Source organism: Streptomyces sp. CoH27 (assembly GCF_020181035.1).
In the GTDB taxonomy this organism is placed as follows: domain Bacteria; phylum Actinomycetota; class Actinomycetes; order Streptomycetales; family Streptomycetaceae; genus Streptomyces; species Streptomyces camelliae.
In genome coordinates this window covers 66,270-87,358 of sequence record NZ_JAIQYY010000018.1, presented here as the reverse complement: position 1 = coordinate 87,358, position 21,089 = coordinate 66,270, and the positions used below count along the sequence as shown (strand labels likewise).

The following is a 21,089-nucleotide window of genomic DNA, read 5'->3' as shown; positions in this document are numbered from 1 at the left end:
ATTCCATCGAGTGAGCAATCGCCCATATGGATGACGCGGACCGGGGCCCCAACTAGGGTGCCGCGCAAGCCTTCCGGACGTTCCGGCACTTGGCCCACCGGCATTGCGATGTCAGTGGCGGGTGCCACAGTGGGGGAGTGAGCACCACCAGGCAAGCACGGCAACGGCAGCGAGGGGGTGAGGTCGGCACGTGAGCGGAATCGGTGTGGAGGCGGGCGCGCAGGCCGCGCGCTCCCGGGCGCTGGCCGTCCTGCGGGTCCGGGGCCGGGCGCTGGCCGCGGCCCTGCTGCCCGCGGGCGTCGCGGTGATCCTGCTGGTCGGCGGCTCCACGGGTCATCTGGTCGGCCCCGGCTGGGACGCCGCCCGGATCGCGGTGAGTGCGCTCGCCCTGCTGGTGCTGCCGGCCGCCGCCGCCGTCGCCCTGGTCGTGGCCCGCGCCCGTCCCGCCACGACGCCCACGGTGCCGGTCCCGGAGGAGTCCGCCCCGGACCTGTACCGGATGGTGCGCGACCTCGCCGACCGGCTGGACGTCCCGGCCCCCTCGGCCGTGGCGCTCACCCCGGACTGCGACAGCTGGCTGGAGGACCGTACGCACGCGGCCCACGGCCCGCCGGCCCGCTCGGCGCCCGACGAGATAGCGGGACCCCACGGCTCCCCGGCCCACCGCCGTACGCCGGTCGCGCCGGTCCTCGTGATCGGCTCCCCGTTCCTGTGGTGGATGCGCGTCGGCGAACTGCGCGCCGTCCTCGCCCCGGTCGTCGCCGGTACGGGACCTTCGGCGCACCCCGACATAGCGGCCGCGCGGCGATTCGTGCGCGGGCTGGACGCGGCGCTCGCGGTCGCCTCGGCGCCCGGCCGCGGCCCGCTGGCCCGGGTGGCGTGTGCGGCGCTCGGCTGGGTGGCCGGGCTTCTGCTGCGCGGCTGCCGGGAGCACGCGACGCAGATGGAGCGCGGGGTCGCGGCGGCCGCGGCCGAGCGGGCCCAGGCGGTGGACTACGGCCTGAGGATCGTCGCCCAGGAGCAGGTCGGCCTCGCCTACGCCGGCTGGGACCGGCTGCTGACCCGGGTCGCGCTGCCGGCCTGGCGCATGGGCCGCTGGCCGTCCCGGCTGGACGCGGGCGTGGTCGCGGCGCTCACCGAGCTGTCCCGGCGCGACCGGCTGGCCGAGGGCTTCGCCTCCCGGCTCGGCGAGCGTCCGGCCTGCGATCTGCTGGAGGAGCCCGGCGTGGTGGACGAGGCCACCTCGCTGCTCGCCGCCCGTCTCTTCCACGGCGGCCCCGCCGAGCCCGGCCCCGACTGGGCGCCGGTGGACTGGCAGGCGTATCCGGAAGAGGTCGTGGACCGCACCTGGCGCGCCGAGGCGGCCCGGCTGCACCGCGTCCTGGACTCCCTGGGCGTGCGCCCCGCCGTCGACCCCATGGCCCCCGACCCCGGCGGCCCCACCCTGGCCCGCGTCCTGGACCACCTCGCCGAGCCGTCCGCCGTCATGCCGCACCAGTCCCCCAGCGCGGCCGAGGAGGCGCCCCTTGAGGGCATGTACGAGGACGACGAGGACACGGACCCCGGCACCGAGCGCAGCGCCGCCCTCGCCGCCGGCCTGAGTGCCGAACTGGCCCGCGAGGAGGCCGGCGCCCCGAGAGGCGCGACCAGCGCGGGCCGGGGCCCCGAGAGCGCCCTGTGGGACGACGACTGTCTGCCCCTCTTCCCGCTGCAGCCCCCGCGCACCGGCCGCGATCTGCTCGCCGACCACGTCACGGCGATGGTGTGCTGTGCCGCCGTCGACACCGCCGGCGCGGTCCCCGCCCTGGACTGGCTGGACGGCCCCTCCCTGCTGCTGGACGGCGAGCGGGCCTGCGACCTGGCGCCCAGAGTGCTCAGCCTGATCGAGGAGGGGGACCCGGGCCCGCTGCGCGACTGGCTGGCCACCACCGGGATACGCCCCGAGAAGCCCGTACGACTCGTCTGACGAATGTCATATGAACGGAAGCCCTGACTTCCACTTCAGGTCAATTCGCAACGACTAGTGACCGAGCGCGTGCGTTATGTGATGTGCTGGGTGCGACCACGCATCTGGCAAAGGCGTGCGACATACGACAGCACGGCCGAGCACGGTGAGCACAGCAGATACCACCGAGCACAGCAGACGTCACCGAGCACAGCGAGTACCAAGCAAACACCACGAGTACAGCGAGTACCACCGAGTACAGCGAGTACCACCGAGCACAGCGAGTACCACCGAGCACAGCGAGCACCACCGAGACAGGGACGACACGGGGGACCTGAGGGAGGGGAGCGATCATGGCCTCGGAGCACATCCGCCGCTGGGAATCCGGAGCACTCGCGCACGCCGTCACGGACCCCTTCGGCCAGGGCCCGGTGCCCTGGCTGCGCGGCAGTGAGACCTACTTCGACGACACCGGTCACGTCGTGCCCTGGTACGTCGACCCGAGCCCGCAGCAGCCCACCGGCGTGCGCCCCGCCCCAGGCTCCGCTCCCGGCCCCGCCCCCCGGGTGCCCGGCCCCCGCTCGGCCGACGACGTGCACCGCCAGATCAAGGGCTTCACCTCCACCGGCGCGGTCGCCCCCGGCGAAGCGATCGACTTCCGCGTCACGGTCGACCCGCCGCAGGAGTTCAGCGTCGACATCTACCGGATCGGCCACTACGGCGGCGACGGCGCGAAGAAGATCACCACCAGCCCCCGGCTGTCCGGCATCGTCCAGCCCGCGCCGCTGACCGCCGACCGCACGGTCTCCTGCCACCACTGGTGGCTCTCCTGGCGGCTGCAGGTGCCCGCCCACTGGCACATCGGCGCCTACGTGGCCGTCCTCACCACTGTCGACGGCTATCGCTCCCACGTGCCGTTCACGGTCCGCGACGACCACCCCGCCGACCTGCTCCTGCTGCTGCCGGACATCACCTGGCAGGCGTACAACCTCTACCCGGAGGACGGCCGCACCGGCGCCAGTCTCTACCACGCCTGGGACGAGCGGGGCCGACTGCTCGGCGAGGCCGACGCGGCGACCACGGTGTCCTTCGACCGGCCGTACGCGGGCGCGGGCCTCCCGCTCCACGTCGGCCACGCCTACGACTTCATCCGCTGGGCCGAGCGCTACGGCTACGACCTCGCCTACGCCGACGCCCGCGATCTGCACGCGGGCCGCGTCGACCCCACCCGCTACCGGGGCCTGGTCTTCCCCGGCCACGACGAGTACTGGTCGGTGCCGATGCGCCGGGCCGTCGAGGACGCCCGCGACCGGGGCACCTCACTGGTCTTCCTGTCCGCCAACACCATGTACTGGCAGGTCGAGTTGGGCCCGTCCCCGGCCGGCGACCCGGACCGGCTGCTGACCTGCCGCAAGCGCAAGGGCCCCGGAAGGCCGGTGCTGTGGCGGGAGGTCGACCGGCCCGAGCAGCAGCTCGTCGGCATCCAGTACGCGGGCCGGGTGCCCGAGCCCGCCCCGCTGATCGTCCGCAACGCCGGCCACTGGCTGTGGGAGGCGACGGGCGCGCACGAGGGCGACGCGATCGACGGCCTGGTCGCCGGCGAGGCCGACCGCTACTTCCCGCGCACCCCGCTGCCCGAGCACGACGAGCGCATCCTGCTCGCCCACTCCCCCTACACCGACACCGCCGGTGCCCTGCGCCACCAGGAGACCTCCCTGTACCGCGCCCCGTCCGGCGCCTGGGTCTTCGCCTCCGGCACCTTCGCCTGGTCCCCGGCCCTGGACCGCCCCGAGCATGTGGACCCCCGCATCCAGCGCGCCACGGCGAATCTCCTGGACCGCATCTGCAAACGCGACTGACCCCCGGCGATCCACCCACCCGACACCCGCCACGACCCCCTGGCCGAAACCGATCGCCCCCATAAGGGAGAATCGAGGCACTTGGACAGAACCACGGGGAGGAACCGTGTCCGGATTCGTAGAAAAGCCCGAGCCGATTCAGGTTCCGGGCCTGGTGCACCTGCACACCGGAAAGGTGCGCGAGCTGTACCAGAACGAGGCGGGCGACCTCGTGATGGTCGCCAGCGACCGCATGTCCGCCTACGACTGGGTGCTGCCCACGGAGATCCCCGACAAGGGCCGCGTCCTCACCCAGCTCTCCCTGTGGTGGTTCGACCAGCTCCGTGATCTCGCCCCGAACCACGTCATCAGCACCGACGTGCCCGAGGGCGCCCCGGCCGACTGGCAGGGCCGCACCCTGATCTGCAAGTCCCTGCGGATGATCCCGGTCGAGTGCGTGGCCCGCGGCTACCTCACCGGCTCGGGCCTGCTGGAGTACAACGAGTCCCGTACGGTCTGCGGCCTCGCCCTTCCCGAGGGGCTCGTCGACGGCTCGGAGCTGCCCGCCCCGATCTTCACCCCGGCCACCAAGGCCGAGGTCGGCGAGCACGACGAGAACGTCTCCTACGAGGAGGTCGCCCGCCAGGTCGGCGCCGACACCGCAGCCCAGCTGCGCCAGGCCACCCTCGCGGTGTACTCCCGCGCCCGGGACATCGCCCGCGACCGGGGCATCATCCTGGCCGACACCAAGTTCGAGTTCGGTTTCGACGGCGACACCCTCGTCCTCGCCGACGAGGTCCTCACCCCGGACTCCTCCCGCTTCTGGCCGGCCGACCAGTGGGAGCCGGGCCGTGCGCAGCCGTCGTACGACAAGCAGTTCGTGCGGGACTGGCTGACCTCGGCGGCCTCCGGCTGGGACCGGAAGAGTGAGCAGCCCCCGCCGCCGCTGCAGGAGGAGGTCGTCCAGCAGACCCGGCAGAAGTACGTGGAGGCGTACGAGCGCCTGACCGGCCTGAGCTGGGCGTAACGCAAAAGGCCCCCGGGGAACCGGGGGCCTTGCTGGAGCGGACGACGAGGCTCGAACTCGCGACCTCAACCTTGGCAAGGTTGCGCTCTACCAACTGAGCTACGTCCGCACTGCGCCGTGGCGCGAGAGCAACTATACCCAACCTCGCTCGCGTGCGAGACGCACCGCCGCATGACGGTTCTCGGCGCCGAGCTTCGTGACGGCCGAGGAGAGGTAGTTCCGCACGGTCCCCGGCGACAGCGCGGCCCGCTCGGCGATCTCCGCGACCGGCGCTCCGTCGGCGGCCAGCTCCAGCACCTCGGCCTCCCGCGCGGTCAGCGGCGAGTCCCCGGCGGAGATCGCGTCGGCCGCCAACTCCGGGTCCACATAGCGGCTTCCGGCGTGCACGGTACGGATGATCTCGGCGAGCCGCTGGGCGCTGACGGTCTTCGGGACGAACCCGCGCACACCGGCCGCGAGCGCCCGTTTCAGGTGGCCGGGCCGCCCGTGCCCGGTGACGATCAGCACCTGGCAGCCGGGCAGCTCGGCGCGCAGGGATGTGGCGACCTTCACACCGTCGGCGCCCGGCATCTGAAGATCGAGCACGGCCACGTCGGGCGCGTGGGCCCGCGCCATCGCCAGCGCCTCGGGCCCGTCGGCCGCCTCCGCGACGACGAGGAGATCGTCCTCCAGTGACAGCAGCGCGGCCAGGGCGCCCCGGATCAGATGCTCGTCGTCGGCGAGCAACAGCCGTACCGGCGCGCTCATGATGTGACTCCTCTCACAGTTTCCAGGGGTACATCGGCCACCACCCGGAACCGGTCCCGGTCGCCGACGAGCCCCGCCTGAAGCGTCCCGCCCACGGCGGCGAGCCGTTCCTTCAGACCCGCGAGCCCCGAGCCGCCGCTGTCGCGCGGGCCGGCCGCACCGTCGTTCTCCACCGTCAGTACTACCCGCCCCTCCAGCACCCGCAGCCCCACCTCACACCGTCCGGCGTCACCGTGCCGCAGCACGTTGGTGGTCGCCTCACGCACCACCCAGCCGAGCGCGGACTGCACCTCGGTGGGCAGCCCGGCCGTCTCCGCACGGACCTCACAGTCGATCCCGGCGGCCGCCAACACGCCCTGCGCGCCCGCGAGTTCGACCCCGAGGTCGGCCTCCCGGTAGCCGCGTACGACGGCCCGCACCTCGCGCTGGGACTCCTGCGCGATGCGCTGCACCTCGATCATCTGCTCCACCGCCTCCGGCCGTCCGCGCCGGGCCAGTTGGACGGCCAGCTCGCTCTTCAGCGAGATCACGGACAGGTTCCGCCCCAGCACGTCGTGCAGATCCCGGCCGAACCGCAGCCGCTCCTCGGCGACGGCGAGCCGGGCCTCGACCTCGCGGGCGCGTTCCGCCTCCCACAGCACGGACAGGGTCCAGGCGCCGCAGCGGCCGGTGATCAGGGAGAAGCCCGCGGCGAAGGCGGTCACCAGCCCGGTGGCGAATACCCCGGGACCGGTGGGGCGCGGAACCACGACGGCGGCCGTGACCAGCACCGACAGCCCTCCGAACCGGACCAGGAAGCGCCGGATCGGCACGGTCAGCGCGTACAGCATCCCGAACGTGATGAGCACGGCTCCGAGAGCGAGCGGGGTGGTGCCCGGGTCGGCCCCGCCGACCGCGCGCAGCGCCGCCGTCACCGCGACCCCGGACCCCAGCAGGACGGCGGCGCCCCGCTGGGCGCGCGGCGCCAGGGCGGCGCGCCCGAGGTAGTGGTCGAGCGCGGGCCGCAGCAGCCGGGCGGCGGCCGCGCACTGCAACAGGTTCACGGCGACGAGCAGCCCGGCGAGGACCATCGGCACGGGCCGCCGGTGCAGCCCGCCGACGAGCGGGAACAGCAGCCAGGTGAGCGAGAACACCCAGATGCTGGCATGCCAGGTGATCAGGCTCTGCAGCTCGACGCGCTCGGCCTTGCTCCGGTCCCGCCAGTGCCGCTGCTGCCACCGCCGTATCCGACCCACCATGTACGTTCCCCCGTACGTCAGCGCCGTGGTTCCCAGCGGAACCACCGTCGTACAGCAAACACCGCCACGATGATCCAGGCCAGCGCGGTCGCCACCGTGCCGAGCGCCTCGTACGCGCTCAACTGGCCTGTCCAGCCCGCGCCGACCAGCCGGACGGCGGGGGACAGCGGGAGGAGTTCGCAGACGGAGGCGAGCTTCTCCGGCATGACCTGGGTGGGGAACATGATCCCCGAGCCGCTCATCGAGACGAACACCAGCGGCAGCGCGGTGACTTGGCCGCTCTCGACGCTCCGGGTGAAGGACGAGGTGAGCGCGGCCAGCGCGGCGCTCAGCACGAGCCCCGCCACCAGCCCCAGCAGGGTCAGGTACGGCGCCTTGGGCGCGCCGGTGTGCAGCAGCACCGCGCAGCCCGTGCACAGCAGTAGGGCCTGGGCGAGGCCGAGGGCGACGGCCGGCAGGGCCGTGCCGGTGAGGATCTCGGCGTCGGAGAGTTCGCCGGTGCGCAGCCGCTTGAGGACGAGTTCCTCGCGGCGGGCGACGTAGGCGTTGACCAGGGAGGTGTAGACGGCGAAGAGGAAGGCGAAGCCGATCGCGGCCGTCATCATCACCGCGCCGATGCTCAGCCCCTGCTTCTCCAGGTCCAGCTGCGCGACGGCCGGCCGCACGCTGAACGGCAGCAGCAGCGGTAGGCAGAGCGCCGTGAACACGACACTGCGGTTGCGCCCCAGGAGGGCGAGTTCGGCGCGGGCCAGCGCCCGGAGCCGCCGGCCCGCCGGCGCCCATGCGATCCCGCTCATGCCGCCACCCCCTCCCGCGCGATACCCAGAAACGCCTCTTCCAGCGAGGCCGACCGCACATCGAGCCCACGCAGTTCCACCCCGGCCCGCTCGGCCCAGATCAGCACGCCGGTCGCGGTCCGCTGGAGTTCCGTCGTCCGCAGCCGTACGACCCTCCCCTCGGTCTCGTGCCCGCAGACACCGAGGGCGGCGAGTGGTGGCAGATCGCCGAGGAAGTAGCCGTCGGGCAGTTCGAAGGACATCCGGGAGGGCCGGCCGGCGGTCACCTCGGCCGGGGTCCCGGAGACGGCGATACGGCCCTCGTGCAGGATGGCGAGCCGGTCGGCGAGGCCCTCGGCCTCCTCCAGGTAGTGCGTGGTGAGCAGCACGGTCGTCCCCGCGTCGCGCAGCGCCCGCACCAACTCCCAGGTGTCCCGGCGGCCTTCGGCGTCGAGCCCGGTCGTCGGCTCGTCGAGGAAGAGCACCTCGGGGTCGCCGAGCAGGGCGAGCGCGAGGTCCAGCCGCCTGCGCTCACCACCGGAGAGCTGCTTGACCCGCACCCCGGCCCTGCCGCTCAGCCCCACCAGCGTGAGCACTTCGGCCTCCGGCCGCGCCCCGCTCGTGCACCCGGCCCACATCCGGGCGGTCTCGGCGACGGTCAGCTCGGCCGGGAAGCCGCCCTCCTGGAGCATCACCCCGGTGCGCGGCCGTACGGCGGCCCGCTCGCGGTAGGGATCGTGACCGAGGACCCGGACCCGGCCCCCGGCGGGGGCGGCCAGCCCCTCCAGCAGTTCGACCGTCGAGGTCTTGCCCGCGCCATTGGTACCCAGCAGGGCGAAGATCTCTCCGCGCACGACGGAGAAGGAGATTCCGCGTACAGCCTCGAACCCGCCCCCGTAGACGCGTTTGAGATCAGTGACCTCAATCACGTGATCGTGTTCGTCGTAGTCCATGACGCCAGCGTCCCGGCGGCCGGAGCGGTTCGGCAGTGCGCGATGTCATCACCCGGCATGACAAATGTCAGAGGAACATCGGGCGGCAACGAAAAGACCCCGGTCCAGAAGGACCGGGGTCTCATTCCCGAGCGGACGACGAGGCTCGAACTCGCGACCTCAACCTTGGCAAGGTTGCGCTCTACCAACTGAGCTACGTCCGCACTGCTCCCGACCGGCTCCCACCGATCGGTGCGAGCACCAGCCTACCTGATCCACAAGGGTGGCTGTGACCGGTGCCAGAGCGGGTGACAGGAATCGCACACTGCGCCTTCCCCCTGGAAGGGGGATGTTCTGCTACTGAACTACACCCGCACGGTCCTCGGGGTTCCGGCTTTTCGGCCTTGCCCCTCGGCGTGCTCCAGACATTAGCTGATCAGCAGGGGGGTTGCGCAAGTCGGTGCCCCTGAAGTCCCCGCCGGCGGCCCGCCCGGGGCCAAGTGCACGGCCCTCAGGGCCCGCTGACGGACCCTGAGGACTGCCCCTTCGCGGGCTCACTGTGCGGCGCTGAAGGCTTCGTAGACCTTCTTGGGGATGCGTCCGCGGGCCGGTACGTCCATCTTGTTGGCCTGGGCCCAGGCGCGGACGGCCGCCGGGTCGGGGGCGACCTCCGTCTGCTTGTACGCCTTCCCGGACCGCGACCGCTTGCGGCCGGCCTCGACATAGGGTGCGAGCGCCTTACGCAGTTTCTTGGCGTTGGATGCGTTGAGGTCGATCTCGTACGACTTGCCGTCGAGTCCGAAGGCGATCGTTTCCGCCGCTTCCGAGCCGTCGATGTCGTCAAAGAGAGTGACCACGACCTTTTGCGCCACGAATATCGGTCCCTTCGTGCGGCACGTCGATACAGCTCAACGCCGCCGACATGCCGAGTATCGGCTATTGCCAATTCATTTGTACAGTGCCCGGCAATGCAAAGTGAAGCCCGACTAAATCCGTCTGCGTGTCCCAGTGCAATAGGCGGACCGGGCGGACTGTGGAACTTTCCCAGAACTTTTCGCGACGGCGCGGCTTCGACACCCGATCGTGATGCGCCTCACGTAGTTTCCTCCAACTCTACTCGCGTAGAAATTTTGTGCGGGTAGTCTGAAGGAACCTGCTCAGCACCACACACCGGGAGTGCCAGTGGCACGCGTCGTAGTCGACGTCATGCTCAAGCCGGAGATCCTCGACCCCCAGGGCCAGGCGGTCCAGCGTGCGCTGCCGCGCCTGGGTTTCGACGGGATCTCGGACGTCCGCCAGGGAAAGCGTTTCGAACTGGAAGTTGACGGGCCGGTCGACGAGGCCGCGCTCGCCCGCATCCACGATCTTGCGGAATCCTTCCTCGCCAACACCGTGATCGAGGACTTCACCGTCAAGGTGGAAGAGGCCGCGGAAGTCGCGGAGGCGGCGAAGTGACCGCTCGTATTGGCGTCGTCACTTTCCCCGGAAGCCTGGACGACCGGGACACGCAGCGCGCGATCCGCCTCGCGGGCGCCGAGCCGGTCGCCCTGTGGCACAAGGACAAGGACCTCAAGCAGGTCGACGCCGTGGTGCTGCCCGGCGGTTTCTCCTACGGCGACTATCTGCGGGCCGGTGCCATCTCCCGGTTCTCGCCGGTGATGGAGTCCGTGATCGAGCAGGCGAAGGCCGGCCTGCCGGTCCTCGGCATCTGCAACGGCTTCCAGGTCCTCACCGAGGCCCACCTCCTCCCGGGCGCGATGCTCGGCAACGACCACCTCCACTTCATCTGCCGCGACCAGAAGCTGCGGGTGGAGAACGCGGAGACCTCCTGGACCGGCGACTACCGCCAGGGCCAGGAGATCCACATCCCGCTGAAGAACATGGACGGCCGGTACGTCGCCGACGAGTACACCCTCGACAAGCTGGAGGCCGAGGGCCGGGTCGTCTTCCGTTACGTGGACTTCAACCCGAACGGCTCGCTCCGCGACATCGCCGGCATCACCAACGAGGCCGGGAACGTCGTAGGCCTCATGCCGCACCCGGAGCACGCCGTCGAGCCGCTGATCGGCACCGGCCGCACCGACGGCCTCCCCTTCTTCACCTCGATCCTCAAGAAGCTGGTCAACGCATGAGCCGGACGCCTCTGGACACGGTCGAGCACGCGGCCGCGACCCCCGACGTCGAGCTGCCCTGGGCCGAACTCGGCCTGAAGAAGGACGAGTACGAGCGGGTGGTGGAGATCCTCGGCCGCCGCCCGACCGGCGCCGAGCTCGCCATGTACTCGGTCATGTGGTCCGAGCACTGCTCGTACAAGTCCTCCAAGGTCCACCTGCGCCAGTTCGGCGAGAAGGCCCCGCAGAGCGACGCGCTGCTCGTCGGCATCGGCGAGAACGCGGGTGTCGTCGACGTCGGCCAGGGCTACGCCGTGACCTTCAAGGTCGAGTCGCACAACCACCCGTCGTATGTGGAGCCGTATCAGGGCGCCGCGACCGGCGTCGGCGGCATCGTCCGCGACATCATCGCGATGGGTGCCAGGCCGGTGGCTGTGGTCGACCCCCTGCGCTTCGGTGCGGCGGACCACCCGGACACCAAGCGGGTGCTCCCGGGCGTCGTCGCGGGCATCGGCGGCTACGGCAACTGCCTGGGCCTGCCCAACATCGGCGGCGAGGTCGTCTTCGACGCCTGCTACCAGGGCAACCCGCTGGTCAACGCCGGCGCCATCGGCGTCATGCGGCACGAGGACATCCACCTCGCCAAGGCCTCCGGCGCGGGCAACAAGGTCATCCTCTACGGCGCCCGGACCGGCGGCGACGGCATCGGCGGTGCCTCGATCCTGGCCTCCGAGACCTTCGACGACGCCAAGCCCTCCAAGCGCCCGGCCGTCCAGGTCGGCGACCCCTTCCAGGAGAAGCTCCTCATCGAGTGCACCCTGGAGGCCTTCCAGGAGAAGCTCGTCGTCGGTATCCAGGACCTGGGTGCGGCGGGCCTGTCCTGCGCCACGTCCGAGCTGGCGTCCAACGGCTCCGGCGGCATGACCGTGACCCTGGACGACGTACCCCTGCGCGACTCGACGCTCTCCCCCGAGGAGATCCTCATGAGCGAGTCGCAGGAGCGCATGTGCGCGGTGGTCGAGCCGGAGAAGGTCGACCGGTTCCTGGAGATCTGCGAGAAGTGGGACGTCATCGCCACCGTCATCGGTGAGGTGACCGACGGCGACCGCCTGGAGATCTTCTGGCACGGCGAGAAGATCGTGGACGTCGACCCGCGCACGGTCGCCCACGAGGGCCCGACCTACGAGCGTCCCTACGCCCGCCCGGACTGGCAGGACGCCCTCCAGGCCGACGACGCGAACAAGCTGCCGCGTCCGCAGACCTCGGAGGAGCTCCGGGCCCAGGTCCTGCAGCTGGTCGCGTCCCCCAACCAGGCCTCCAAGAAGTGGATCACGCAGCAGTACGACCACTTCGTGCAGGGCAACACGGTGCTGGCCCAGCCCGAGGACTCGGGCATGATCCGCATCGACGAGGCGAGCGGTCTCGGTGTCGCCATCGCGACGGACGGCAACGGGCGCTACGCCAAGCTCGACCCGTACGCGGGCGCGCAGCTGGCGCTGGCGGAGGCGTACCGGAACGTGGCGACGACGGGCGCGAAGCCGCTGGCCGTCTCCGACTGCCTGAACTTCGGCTCGCCCGAGGACCCGGCGGTGATGTGGCAGTTCGCGGAGGCCGTGCGCGGTCTGGCGGACGCCTGCCAGCAGCTCGGCACGCCCGTGACCGGCGGCAACGTCTCGCTCTACAACCAGACGGGCGAGGCGGCCATCCACCCGACCCCGGTGGTCGCGGTGCTGGGCGTGATCGACGACGTCGCGCGCCGCACGCCGGTCGCCTTCCAGGAGGAGGGCCAGCTGATCTACCTCCTCGGCGACACCCGTGAGGAGTTCGGCGGCTCGGCGTGGTCCCAGGTGATCCACGACCACCTCGGCGGTCTGCCCCCGAAGGTCGACCTGGAGCGCGAGCGCCTGCTGGGCGAGATCCTGATCTCCGCCTCCCGCGACGGCATGATCGACTCCGCGCACGACCTGTCCGACGGCGGTCTGATCCAGGCCGTGGTCGAGTCGGTCCTGCTCGGCGGCAAGGGCGCGCGTCTGGTCGTACCCGACGGCCTGGACGCCTTCACCTTCCTGTTCTCCGAGTCGGCCGGCCGCGCGATCGTCGCCGTGCCGCGCTCGGAGGAGGTCCGCTTCAACGACATGTGCGCCGCCCGGGGCCTCCCGGTCAGCCGCGTCGGTGTCGTGGACGGCGAAGGGGTGGAGATCCAGGGCGAGTTCACGCTCACGCAGGAAGAGCTGCGGAAGGCTCACGAGGAGACCATCCCGGCGCTGCTGGCGTAGGCACACCCGCTGAGGGCCCCGTCCGGTGCTTCCGGGCGGGGCCCTTCTCGTAGCTCTCTTACGCGGCCACGGGTTCCTCGACGGGCTCCGTCCGCGGCCGGAGCCGGGGCAGGCGGAGCGCGAGCAGCGCGGACAGTGCCATGAGCCCGGCCCCGCACAGGAACACGGTGTCCATCGCGGAGACGTACGCCGTCACGCCCGCCGCGCGGTCCGCTCCGCGCAGGGCGGCGAGGGAGCCGACGTCGCCGGGGCCGTCGTAGAGGCGGGCCAGGAGCGTGCCGAAGAAGGCGGCGCCCAGGGCCATGCCGAAGGTCTGGAAGAAGCGGATCGAGGTCGTGGCCACGCCGAGCTGGTGCGGTGGGGCCGCGCGCTGCACCAGCTGGATCAGCTGGCCCAGGAGCTGGCCGAAGCCCAGGCCGATCAGGAGCAGGGCCGCCCGCACCTGCCACAGGGAGGTGTGGGTGCCGGTGCCTGCCAGCAGCAGGAAGGCGGCCGTGCTCAGCACGGACCCGCTGAGCACGAACGTCCGCTCGGACCAGCCGCGTTCGGCGAGCCGTCCGGTGGCCGCGCCGACCGCCATGATGCCCGCCGCCATCGGGATCAGATACAGACCCGCGGAGGAGCTGGTGATGCCGCGGGCGAGCTGGAGGTACACCAGCACGTAGTAGATCGCGCCGGTCATGGCCGCGCCCAGCAGACCCTGGAGCGCGAAGCCCAGGCGCAGCTCAGGGATGCGGAACAGCGCGGGCGGCAGGATGGGCGCGGCGGCGGTGAACTGGCGGCGCAGGAACAGCCCGAGCGCGCCGGCCGCGATGAGGGCCGCGCCGACGACCTGCGGGGACGCCCAGGCGTACTGCTTGCCGCCCCACTCGGTGACCAGCAGCAGCGCGGTGGAGAACACGGCGGCGAGCGCGGCGCCGGCGAAGTCGATCGCGCGGCTGCCGGCAGCGGGGCGGGGGAGCCTCAGGACGACCACGGCGGTGGCGAGCGCGGCGATGCCGAGCGGCAGGTTGACGTAGAACGCCCAGCGCCAGCTCGTGTGGTCGGCGAGGAAGCCGCCGAGCCAGGGGCCCACGGCGATGCCGCCGCCCGCGACGATCCCGCCCGTGCCGGCGCCCTTGTTCCCCTGCTCGCCGGGCCCCATGAGCTGGGCGATGACGACCATCGTCACGCTCATCAACCCGCCCGCGCCGAGACCCTGTACGGCCCGGGAGGCGATCAGCCAGTCCATCGAGGGGGCCGCGCCGCACAGCGCCGAACCGGTGAGGAAGGCGCCGAGGGAGCCGAGGAAGACGGGTTTGGCACCGAGGACGTCGCACAGCCTGCCGTAGAGCGGGAGCATCGCGGCCGAGGCCAGCGAGAAGGCGCTCACCAGCCAGGGGATCGTGGCCACGCCGTGCTCGGGGTCGAGGTCCCTGACGATCGGGACGGTCACGGCGGACACGATCTGGGTGTCCAGGACGGCCAGGACGATCGTGATCAGACAGACGGTCAGGGCGATCTTGCGCCGGGTGTCGGTCAGCTGAGTGTCGGGCATGGGCCCACCATGCCTCCCAAGCGTGGACTAGGTCAATCTTTTATCTGGGATGAAGTTTGATCCCGGCCAAAACATCGCCTTGGTACGGTGCCCTCATGGCGGGTGAGGCGATGGGGCTGCGGGAGCGCAAGAAGCAGCAGACGGCGCTGCGGATCTACCGGACCGCGATCGGGCTGTTCGCGGAGAAGGGCTTCGACGCGGTGTCCGTGCAGGAGATCGCCGACGCGGCCGAGGTGTCGAAGATGACCGTCTTCAACTACTTCGGCACCAAGGAGGACCTGGTCTTCAAGCCCATGGAGAAGCACTTCTCCGACCCCGCCCGTGCCGTGCGCGACCGTGCCCCGGGCGAGTCGGCGGTGGCCGCCGTACGCCGGCAGTTCCTGGAGCTGGTCGAGGCGCGTGACCCCTCGGTCGGGCTGAACCCCGAGCCGTTCGCCCGCCGGATCCGCGAGGTGGTCATGGCCACCCCGGTCCTGAGGGACCGCGCGTACGTCGCCTCCGAGCGCGGCGCACGGGAGCTGGCCGACGTGCTCGCCGAGGAGACCGGCGACCCGACCCTGGCCCTGATCGCCGCCGCCACGCTCAACGTCACCCGCACCGCGCTCGTGGAGGAGCACCACCGCCGCCTCGACGCCGGTGAGTCCCCCGAGCAGGTCGCCGCCGACGCCGCCGAACGCGCGCGACGGGCCTTCGACTTGGTGGAAAACGGCCTGAAGGACTACGCCGTCAAGGCATAGGCTCACCGCCATGCCTCCCGCCAAGAAGCGCGCCCGGACCTACGACCCCGTCAAGACCCGAGCCGCGGTCCTCGCCCAGTTCGGCAACGTCCGGGAAGCCGTCCGCGGCCTCACCGCGGAGCAGCTCGCCCTGCCCACCCGGCTCGGCGAGTGGACCGTACGGGACCTGGTCGCGCACATCGGCATGGCCCTCACCGCGATCCACCGGGCGCTCGCCCTGCCCGAGCCGCCGAGAGCGGACTCCGCCCCGCTCGACTGGCCCTTCTCCACCTCGGCCAACGCCGCCGCCATCGACGAGTTCACCCGGAACATCGCCGCCGAACACGCCGGCCTCGACAGCTACCTCGCGGACATCGAGCAGTCCCTGGGCGCCCTGCTCGCGGAGCACCCCGGCACCCGGATCCTGCAGACGAGCGCCGGCGCGATGTCCCTGGACGACTACCTGGTCACCCGGACCGTCGAACTCGTCGTCCACACCGACGACCTCGCGGCCGCCGTCCCCGGCCTGGACATCCCGTACGACCGTCAGGCCCTGGCCGCCGCCACCCGGCTGCTCGCCGACGCCCTCGCCGTGAAGGCGCCCGGCGGCTCCACCGAGGTGCGGGTGCCGCCGTACGCCGTGGTGCAGTGCGTCGAGGGGCCCCGGCACACCCGCGGCACCCCGCCGAATGTCGTGGAGACCGGTCCGCTGACCTGGATCCGGCTCGCCACGGGGCGCGTGAGCTGGAAGGAGGCTGTCGAGGAGGCCGAGGTGAGCGCGAGCGGGGAGCGGGCGGACCTCGGCTCTCTGCTGCCGCTGATGTCGTGACCCGGGGCGGCGGAACCGGTCGTACCGGCGGGCCGTCGAATCACCATGAACCGGTACAAGCAACGCGTGATCCCGTCGGCTGCCGCCGCCCTCGCCGTCCTCACGGTGGTCTGCGGCACCGGGAAGGCGGACAGTGGTCCGGTGAGCTCCCCTCAGCCCGTGACGCAGCCCGTGACCGGCGTCGACTGGCGGGTCGACGGCCTGACCGTCGGCGGTACGATCCGGCACGCACCCGCCACCGCCCGGCTGCGCATCGACCTGTCCGGCGGGGCGGAGGGCAAGGCGGCGGGCAACCTCGGCTGCAACCAGTTCAGCGCCCGCGCGACCGTGCACGGCGACCGGATCACCCTCGGCGACCTGCGCACGACCCGGATGGCCTGCGCCCCCGACCGCATGGACTTCGAGCGCGCCCTGGCCAGTGCGCTGACCACCGGCACGCTCGTCGCGAAGACCGATGACGGGAAGCTGACGCTCACCGACGGCAACGGTGACATCGTCCACCTCAGCCGTAACGCCTCCGGATGATGTGCGACACCTCACTCGTGCATACGGCAAAGACGCCCGGGATCGGCTCCCGGCGGCCTCCCCTCGACCGCCCTGAAGCCCGTATCGTGCCGCTGACCTGCACAAACGAAGAAAGCGACAAGGTGATCCGCACACCCTGATCCGTTACGGGCGCGTATCCCCAATTCGGACCAGTGGTCGACCTCGCCTACACTCGGTGGCGTGCCACGTGGTGACGGTCGACTCAATCACGATCTGCTTCCCGGCGAGAAGGGCCCCCAGGACGCTTGCGGCGTCTTCGGCGTCTGGGCTCCGGGTGAAGAGGTCGCAAAGCTCACGTACTTCGGGCTCTACGCCCTCCAGCACCGGGGTCAGGAATCCGCGGGAATCGCGGTCAGCAACGGCTCCCAGATCCTCGTCTTCAAGGACATGGGCCTGGTCTCCCAGGTCTTCGACGAAACCTCGCTCGGTTCGCTCCAAGGTCATATCGCGGTCGGACACGCCCGCTACTCGACCACCGGCGCCTCCGTGTGGGAGAACGCCCAGCCGACGTTCCGCGCCACCGCGCACGGCTCGATCGCGCTCGGCCACAACGGCAACCTGGTCAACACGGCGCAGCTCGCCGAGATGGTCGCCGAGCTCCCGAACGACAACAACAGCCGCTCCACCCGGGTCGCGGCCACCAACGACACCGACCTGCTGACGGCGCTGCTCGCCGCCCAGGTCGACGAGGACGGCAAGCCGCTGACCATCGAGGAGGCCGCGCACGCGGTGCTCCCGAAGGTGCGGGGCGCGTTCTCCCTCGTCTTCATGGACGAGCACACCCTCTACGCCGCCCGCGACCCGCAGGGCATCCGCCCGCTGGTCCTCGGCCGGCTGGAGCGCGGCTGGGTGGTCGCCTCCGAGACCGCCGCCCTGGACATCACCGGCGCGAGCTTCGTGCGGGAGATCGAGCCGGGCGAGTTCGTCGCCATCGACGAGAACGGTCTGCGCGCCTCTCGATTCGCGGAAGCGAAGCCCAAGGGCTGTGTCTTCGAGTACGTGTACCTGGCCCGCCCGGACACCGACATCGCCGGCCGGAACGTCTACCTCTCCCGTGTGGAGATGGGCCGCCGGCTCGCCAAGGAAGCCCCCGTCGAGGCCGATCTGGTCATAGCGACCCCGGAATCCGGCACCCCGGCCGCCATCGGCTACGCGGAGGCCTCCGGCATCCCCTTCGGCGCGGGTCTCGTGAAGAACGCCTACGTCGGCCGCACCTTCATCCAGCCCTCGCAGACCATCCGGCAGCTGGGCATCCGCCTGAAGCTGAACCCGCTGAAGGAAGTCATCAAGGGCAAGCGCCTGGTCGTCGTCGACGACTCGATCGTGCGCGGCAACACCCAGCGCGCCCTGGTCCGCATGCTCCGCGAGGCCGGCGCGGCGGAAGTCCACATCCGGATTTCCTCTCCCCCCGTGAAGTGGCCCTGCTTCTTCGGCATCGACTTCGCCACGCGCGCGGAGCTGATCGCCAACGGCATGACCATCGAGGAGATCGGCACCAGCCTGGGCGCCGACTCGCTCGCGTACATCTCCATCGACGGCATGATCGAGGCGACCACCATCGCCAAGCCGAACCTGTGCCGCGCCTGCTTCGACGGCGAGTACCCGATGGAGCTGCCGGACCCCGAGCTGCTCGGCAAGCAGCTCCTGGAGACCGAGCTGGCGGCCGGTCCCGCCGCCACGGCCGCGGCCGACGCGATCCGTCGCCCGTAATCACCGCTGTTCACGCAGTACGACACGAAAGTTCTCAAGGTCATGTCTGAGACCACTGGTGCCAGCTACGCAGCGGCGGGCGTCGACATCGAGGCGGGCGACCGCGCGGTAGAACTCATGAAGGAGTGGGTGAAGAAGACCCAGCGCCCCGAGGTCCTCGGCGGCCTCGGCGGCTTCGCCGGCCTCTTCGACGCCTCCGCCCTCAAGCGCTACGAGCGCCCGCTGCTCGCCTCCGCCACGGACGGCGTCGGCACGAAGGTCGACATCGCCCGTCGGCTGGGCGTCTACGACACCATCGGCCACGACCTCGTCGCCATGGTCATGGACGACATCGTGGTGTGCGGTGCCGAGCCGCTGTTCATGACGGACTACATCTGCGTCGGCAAGGTCCACCCCGAGCGTGTCGCGGCCATCGTGAAGGGCATCGCGGAGGGCTGTGTGCTCGCCGGGTGCGCCCTGGTGGGCGGCGAGACGGCCGAGCACCCGGGTCTGCTGGGCGAGGACGACTTCGACGTCGCCGGCGCCGGTACGGGCGTCGTGGAGGCCGACCGGCTGCTCGGCGCGGATCGCATCCGTAAGGGTGACGCGGTGATCGCCATGGCGTCCTCCGGGCTCCACTCCAACGGGTACTCCCTGGTCCGCCACGTCCTGCTGGACCGCGCCGGCCTGGCCCTGGAGACGGAGGTGGCCGAGCTCGGCCGTACCCTCGGCGAGGAGCTGCTGGAGCCGACCAAGATCTACTCGCTGGACTGCCTGGCGCTGACCCGCACCACCGACGTGCACGCCTACTCGCACATCACGGGCGGCGGCCTCGCGGCCAACCTGGCCCGTGTCATCCCGGACGAGCTGCACGCCACGGTCGACCGCTCCACCTGGACCCCGGGCGCGATCTTCGACCTGGTCGGGAAGACCGGGAACGTCGAGCGCCTGGAGCTGGAGAAGACCCTCAACATGGGCGTCGGCATGATGGCGATCGTCCCCGCGGAGTCCACCGAGGTGGCCCTCGCGACGCTGGCCGACCGTGGGGTCGACGCCTGGGTGGCGGGCGAGATCACCGAGCGGGGCGAGAAGACGACCGGCGCCGAGCTGGTCGGGACGTACTCAAGCTGAAGGCGCCGCGCGCTGAACCTGCGGGTAGCACAGAACCCGGTCGGTGGCAGTGCCACCGACCGGGCAGGTGCTGAGTACTAGGTCAAGCGCCGCGACGGTGCTGTGAGGGACCCTCGTCCTCGTCCTCGTCGTCGTCCTCGTAGAGGTCGGCGTACCGAGAGTAAAGATCGTCCTCGTCGTTCTCATCGTCCTCAAACGGCTCGCCGTTCGGCGGCTGGCTCGAAGTCGATGCGCCCAGTTCACTGGCCAGACGTGACAGATCAGTCCCACCGCTGTTGTACTTCAGCTGGCGGGCGACCTTTGTCTGCTTGGCCTTGGCCCGGCCGCGCCCCATGGCTCGACCCCCTCGGTGACGGGGCTCGACGGCCCCAGAGTCTGACACGCGTTCATGATCCGGAACGGACCCTCCGCAGAGAGGCCGGTCCGTAGGGCTTCCACGGTACCTGAGCCCGCGCCCATACGGTACGTCGCCCGCACCACGCGCGTGTGCACAGGACCTTCGAGGCGCCCTGTCCTCGCTGGTCAGTGGCGATTTTAACCACTTATCGGGGAACGACCCGCCGGTGGAAGTGAGAGTTCTCTCCAAGTTCCCGCCGACGGGTACCGCTCATGTGTGCGATCGGCTCACTGTGCCGTACGGCTCGCGCGGGCCTCGGCCATCCGCTGCTCGGCGATCCGGTCGGCCGCGGCGGCCGGCGGAATCCCGTCTTCCTTCGCACGTGCGAAGATTGCGAGCGTGGTGTCGAAGATCTTCGCCGCCTTCGCCCTGCACCGGTCGAAGTCGAAGCCGTGCAGCTCGTCGGCGACCTGGATGACCCCGCCGGCGTTCACCACGTAGTCCGGCGCGTAGAGGATCCCGCGGTCGGCGAGGTCCTTCTCCACACCCGGGTGCGCGAGCTGGTTGTTGGCCGCGCCGCACACCACCTTCGCGGTCAGCACCGGGACGGACGCGTCGTTCAGGGCGCCACCGAGCGCGCAGGGCGCGTAGATGTCGAGCCCCTCGACGCGGATCAGCGCCTCGGTGTCGGCGACGGCCGTCACGCCCGCCGGGTACTGATCGAGGATCCGCCGCACGACGTCCGTGCGCACGTCCGTGATCACGATCTCGGCGCCCTCGTCCCGCAGGTGCTTGACCAGGTGGTGGCCGACCTTGCCGACGCCGGCGATGCCGACCTTGCGGCCGCGCAGCGAGGGGTCGCCCCACAGATGCTGGGCGGAGGCGCGCATGCCCTGGTAGACGCCGAACGCGGTGAGCACGGAGGAGTCGCCGGCGCCGCCGTTCTCGGGGGAGCGACCGGTGGTCCAGCGGCACTCGCGGGCCACGACGTCCATGTCGGCGACGTACGTGCCGACGTCGCAGGCGGTGACGTAGCGCCCGCCGAGCGAGGCGACCATACGGCCGTAGGCGAGGAGCAGCTCCTCGGTCTTGTCGCGCTCCGGGTCGCCGATGATGACGGCCTTGCCGCCGCCATGGTCCAGCCCGGCCATGGCGTTCTTGTACGACATCCCGCGCGCGAGGTTGAGGGCGTCGGCGACGGCCGCGGCCTCGGTGGCGTACGGGTAGAAGCGTGTGCCGCCGAGGGCGGGGCCCAGGGCGGTGGAGTGGATGGCGATCACGGCCTTGAGGCCGCTGGCGCGGTCCTGGCAGAGCACGACCTGCTCATGGCCGCCCTGGTCCGAGTGGAACAGGGTGTGCAGGACCTCGGCTGACGCGCCGGTTACGTCGGTCACTGTGGTGACTCCTGTGCAAG

Annotated in this window: 19 protein-coding genes and 3 tRNA genes; 11 read left to right on the top strand and 11 right to left on the bottom strand. The window is 71.2% G+C overall.

The genetic code is table 11. The features are described from left to right. The first annotated feature begins 190 nt into the window (after positions 1-190). From LE548_RS28635 to LE548_RS28625, 3 genes are all read left to right on the top strand, one after another. A complete protein-coding gene (locus LE548_RS28635) occupies positions 191-1,966 on the top strand; it encodes a hypothetical protein (protein WP_225099851.1) in 1,776 nt (591 codons plus the stop codon). Between the two features lie 332 nt (positions 1,967-2,298). Beyond that, entirely contained in the window at positions 2,299-3,804 is a 1,506-nt protein-coding gene (locus tag LE548_RS28630; protein WP_225099850.1) for a N,N-dimethylformamidase beta subunit family domain-containing protein, read from the top strand. Positions 3,805-3,910: 106 nt separating this feature from the next. Next, a complete protein-coding gene (locus LE548_RS28625) occupies positions 3,911-4,810 on the top strand; it encodes a phosphoribosylaminoimidazolesuccinocarboxamide synthase (protein ID WP_225099849.1) in 900 nt (299 codons plus the stop codon). 33 nt (positions 4,811-4,843) lie between these two features. On the opposite strand, the gene LE548_RS28620 is transcribed toward LE548_RS28625, so the two are convergent. The 8 genes from LE548_RS28620 to LE548_RS28585 form a co-directional block, all read right to left on the bottom strand. Continuing rightward, positions 4,844-4,919: transfer RNA gene (locus LE548_RS28620), tRNA-Gly, on the bottom strand. Between the two features lie 23 nt (positions 4,920-4,942). Continuing rightward, complete coding sequence (locus LE548_RS28615; RefSeq protein ID WP_225099848.1) at positions 4,943-5,557, bottom strand: response regulator transcription factor; 615 nt, start codon at positions 5,555-5,557, stop codon at positions 4,943-4,945. Then, complete coding sequence (locus LE548_RS28610) at positions 5,554-6,795, bottom strand: sensor histidine kinase (RefSeq protein ID WP_225099847.1); 1,242 nt, start codon at positions 6,793-6,795, stop codon at positions 5,554-5,556. The genes LE548_RS28615 and LE548_RS28610 overlap by 4 nt, the downstream gene beginning before the upstream one ends. 17 nt (positions 6,796-6,812) lie before the next feature. After that, the gene (locus tag LE548_RS28605) at positions 6,813-7,592 is read right to left on the bottom strand and encodes an ABC transporter permease (RefSeq protein ID WP_225099846.1); all 780 of its coding nucleotides are present in this window, start codon (positions 7,590-7,592) and stop codon (positions 6,813-6,815) included. Continuing rightward, positions 7,589-8,524 (bottom strand): ABC transporter ATP-binding protein, encoded by a 936-nt coding sequence (locus tag LE548_RS28600; RefSeq protein ID WP_225099845.1) that lies wholly within the window; start codon positions 8,522-8,524, stop codon positions 7,589-7,591. The genes LE548_RS28605 and LE548_RS28600 overlap by 4 nt, the downstream gene beginning before the upstream one ends. A gap of 130 nt (positions 8,525-8,654) precedes the next feature. Next, positions 8,655-8,727: transfer RNA gene (locus tag LE548_RS28595), tRNA-Gly, on the bottom strand. 79 nt (positions 8,728-8,806) lie between these two features. Further along, positions 8,807-8,878: transfer RNA gene (locus LE548_RS28590), tRNA-Gly, on the bottom strand. A 179-nt stretch (positions 8,879-9,057) separates the two neighbouring features. Beyond that, complete coding sequence (locus tag LE548_RS28585) at positions 9,058-9,375, bottom strand: Lsr2 family protein (RefSeq protein WP_067056255.1); 318 nt, start codon at positions 9,373-9,375, stop codon at positions 9,058-9,060. Between the two features lie 310 nt (positions 9,376-9,685). Between LE548_RS28585 and purS the strand changes: the two genes are divergently transcribed. From purS to purL, 3 genes are read left to right on the top strand one after another with little or no spacing between them, the layout of a single operon-like run. Further along, complete coding sequence (purS, locus tag LE548_RS28580) at positions 9,686-9,958, top strand: phosphoribosylformylglycinamidine synthase subunit PurS (protein ID WP_020940955.1); 273 nt, start codon at positions 9,686-9,688, stop codon at positions 9,956-9,958. Further along, complete coding sequence (purQ, locus tag LE548_RS28575) at positions 9,955-10,635, top strand: phosphoribosylformylglycinamidine synthase subunit PurQ (protein WP_225099844.1); 681 nt, start codon at positions 9,955-9,957, stop codon at positions 10,633-10,635. Before purS ends, purQ begins: the two co-directional genes overlap by 4 nt. After that, positions 10,632-12,890, top strand: coding sequence for a phosphoribosylformylglycinamidine synthase subunit PurL (gene purL / locus LE548_RS28570; protein WP_225099843.1), 2,259 nt, complete (start codon positions 10,632-10,634; stop codon positions 12,888-12,890). The genes purQ and purL overlap by 4 nt, the downstream gene beginning before the upstream one ends. Positions 12,891-12,948: 58 nt before the next feature. Here purL and LE548_RS28565 read toward each other — a convergent pair whose 3' ends face one another. Continuing rightward, positions 12,949-14,427, bottom strand: coding sequence for an MFS transporter (locus LE548_RS28565; RefSeq protein WP_225099842.1), 1,479 nt, complete (start codon positions 14,425-14,427; stop codon positions 12,949-12,951). 95 nt (positions 14,428-14,522) lie between these two features. On the opposite strand from LE548_RS28565, the gene LE548_RS28560 reads away from it, so the two are divergent. The 5 genes from LE548_RS28560 (at position 14,523) to purM (ending at position 19,338) form a co-directional block, all read left to right on the top strand. Then, on the top strand, positions 14,523-15,164 hold the full coding sequence (locus LE548_RS28560) for a TetR/AcrR family transcriptional regulator (RefSeq protein WP_225099841.1): 642 nt from the start codon (positions 14,523-14,525) through the stop codon (positions 15,162-15,164). 10 nt (positions 15,165-15,174) lie between these two features. Then, positions 15,175-15,972, top strand: coding sequence for a maleylpyruvate isomerase family mycothiol-dependent enzyme (locus LE548_RS28555; protein WP_225099840.1), 798 nt, complete (start codon positions 15,175-15,177; stop codon positions 15,970-15,972). A gap of 66 nt (positions 15,973-16,038) precedes the next feature. After that, a complete protein-coding gene (locus tag LE548_RS28550) occupies positions 16,039-16,497 on the top strand; it encodes an META domain-containing protein (RefSeq protein WP_225099839.1) in 459 nt (152 codons plus the stop codon). 201 nt (positions 16,498-16,698) lie between these two features. Continuing rightward, a complete protein-coding gene (gene purF, locus LE548_RS28545) occupies positions 16,699-18,228 on the top strand; it encodes an amidophosphoribosyltransferase (RefSeq protein ID WP_225099838.1) in 1,530 nt (509 codons plus the stop codon). 42 nt (positions 18,229-18,270) lie between these two features. Beyond that, positions 18,271-19,338, top strand: coding sequence for a phosphoribosylformylglycinamidine cyclo-ligase (gene purM, locus LE548_RS28540; RefSeq protein WP_225099837.1), 1,068 nt, complete (start codon positions 18,271-18,273; stop codon positions 19,336-19,338). An 82-nt stretch (positions 19,339-19,420) separates the two neighbouring features. On the opposite strand, the gene LE548_RS28535 is transcribed toward purM, so the two are convergent. Then, a complete protein-coding gene (locus LE548_RS28535) occupies positions 19,421-19,672 on the bottom strand; it encodes a DUF3073 domain-containing protein (protein WP_153540080.1) in 252 nt (83 codons plus the stop codon). A 290-nt stretch (positions 19,673-19,962) separates the two neighbouring features. Further along, positions 19,963-21,069 (bottom strand): Glu/Leu/Phe/Val dehydrogenase dimerization domain-containing protein, encoded by a 1,107-nt coding sequence (locus tag LE548_RS28530; RefSeq protein ID WP_308030704.1) that lies wholly within the window; start codon positions 21,067-21,069, stop codon positions 19,963-19,965. Positions 21,070-21,089: the final 20 nt, after the last annotated feature.

Excerpts from the sequence above, each read along its gene's own strand:
- LE548_RS28630 (WP_225099850.1), top strand. The coding sequence starts at position 2,299 with ATGGCCTCGGAGCACATCCGCCGCTGGGAATCCGGAGCACTCGCGCAC.
- LE548_RS28615 (WP_225099848.1), bottom strand. The coding sequence starts at position 5,557 with ATGAGCGCGCCGGTACGGCTGTTGCTCGCCGACGACGAGCATCTGATC.
- LE548_RS28610 (WP_225099847.1), bottom strand. The coding sequence starts at position 6,795 with ATGGTGGGTCGGATACGGCGGTGGCAGCAGCGGCACTGGCGGGACCGG.
- LE548_RS28605 (WP_225099846.1), bottom strand. The coding sequence starts at position 7,592 with ATGAGCGGGATCGCATGGGCGCCGGCGGGCCGGCGGCTCCGGGCGCTG.
- LE548_RS28600 (WP_225099845.1), bottom strand. The coding sequence starts at position 8,524 with ATGGACTACGACGAACACGATCACGTGATTGAGGTCACTGATCTCAAA.
- purL (WP_225099843.1), top strand. The coding sequence starts at position 10,632 with ATGAGCCGGACGCCTCTGGACACGGTCGAGCACGCGGCCGCGACCCCC.
- LE548_RS28565 (WP_225099842.1), bottom strand. The coding sequence starts at position 14,427 with ATGCCCGACACTCAGCTGACCGACACCCGGCGCAAGATCGCCCTGACC.
- LE548_RS28560 (WP_225099841.1), top strand. The coding sequence starts at position 14,523 with ATGGCGGGTGAGGCGATGGGGCTGCGGGAGCGCAAGAAGCAGCAGACG.
- LE548_RS28555 (WP_225099840.1), top strand. The coding sequence starts at position 15,175 with ATGCCTCCCGCCAAGAAGCGCGCCCGGACCTACGACCCCGTCAAGACC.
- purM (WP_225099837.1), top strand. The coding sequence starts at position 18,271 with ATGTCTGAGACCACTGGTGCCAGCTACGCAGCGGCGGGCGTCGACATC.
- LE548_RS28535 (WP_153540080.1), bottom strand. The coding sequence starts at position 19,672 with ATGGGGCGCGGCCGGGCCAAGGCCAAGCAGACAAAGGTCGCCCGCCAG.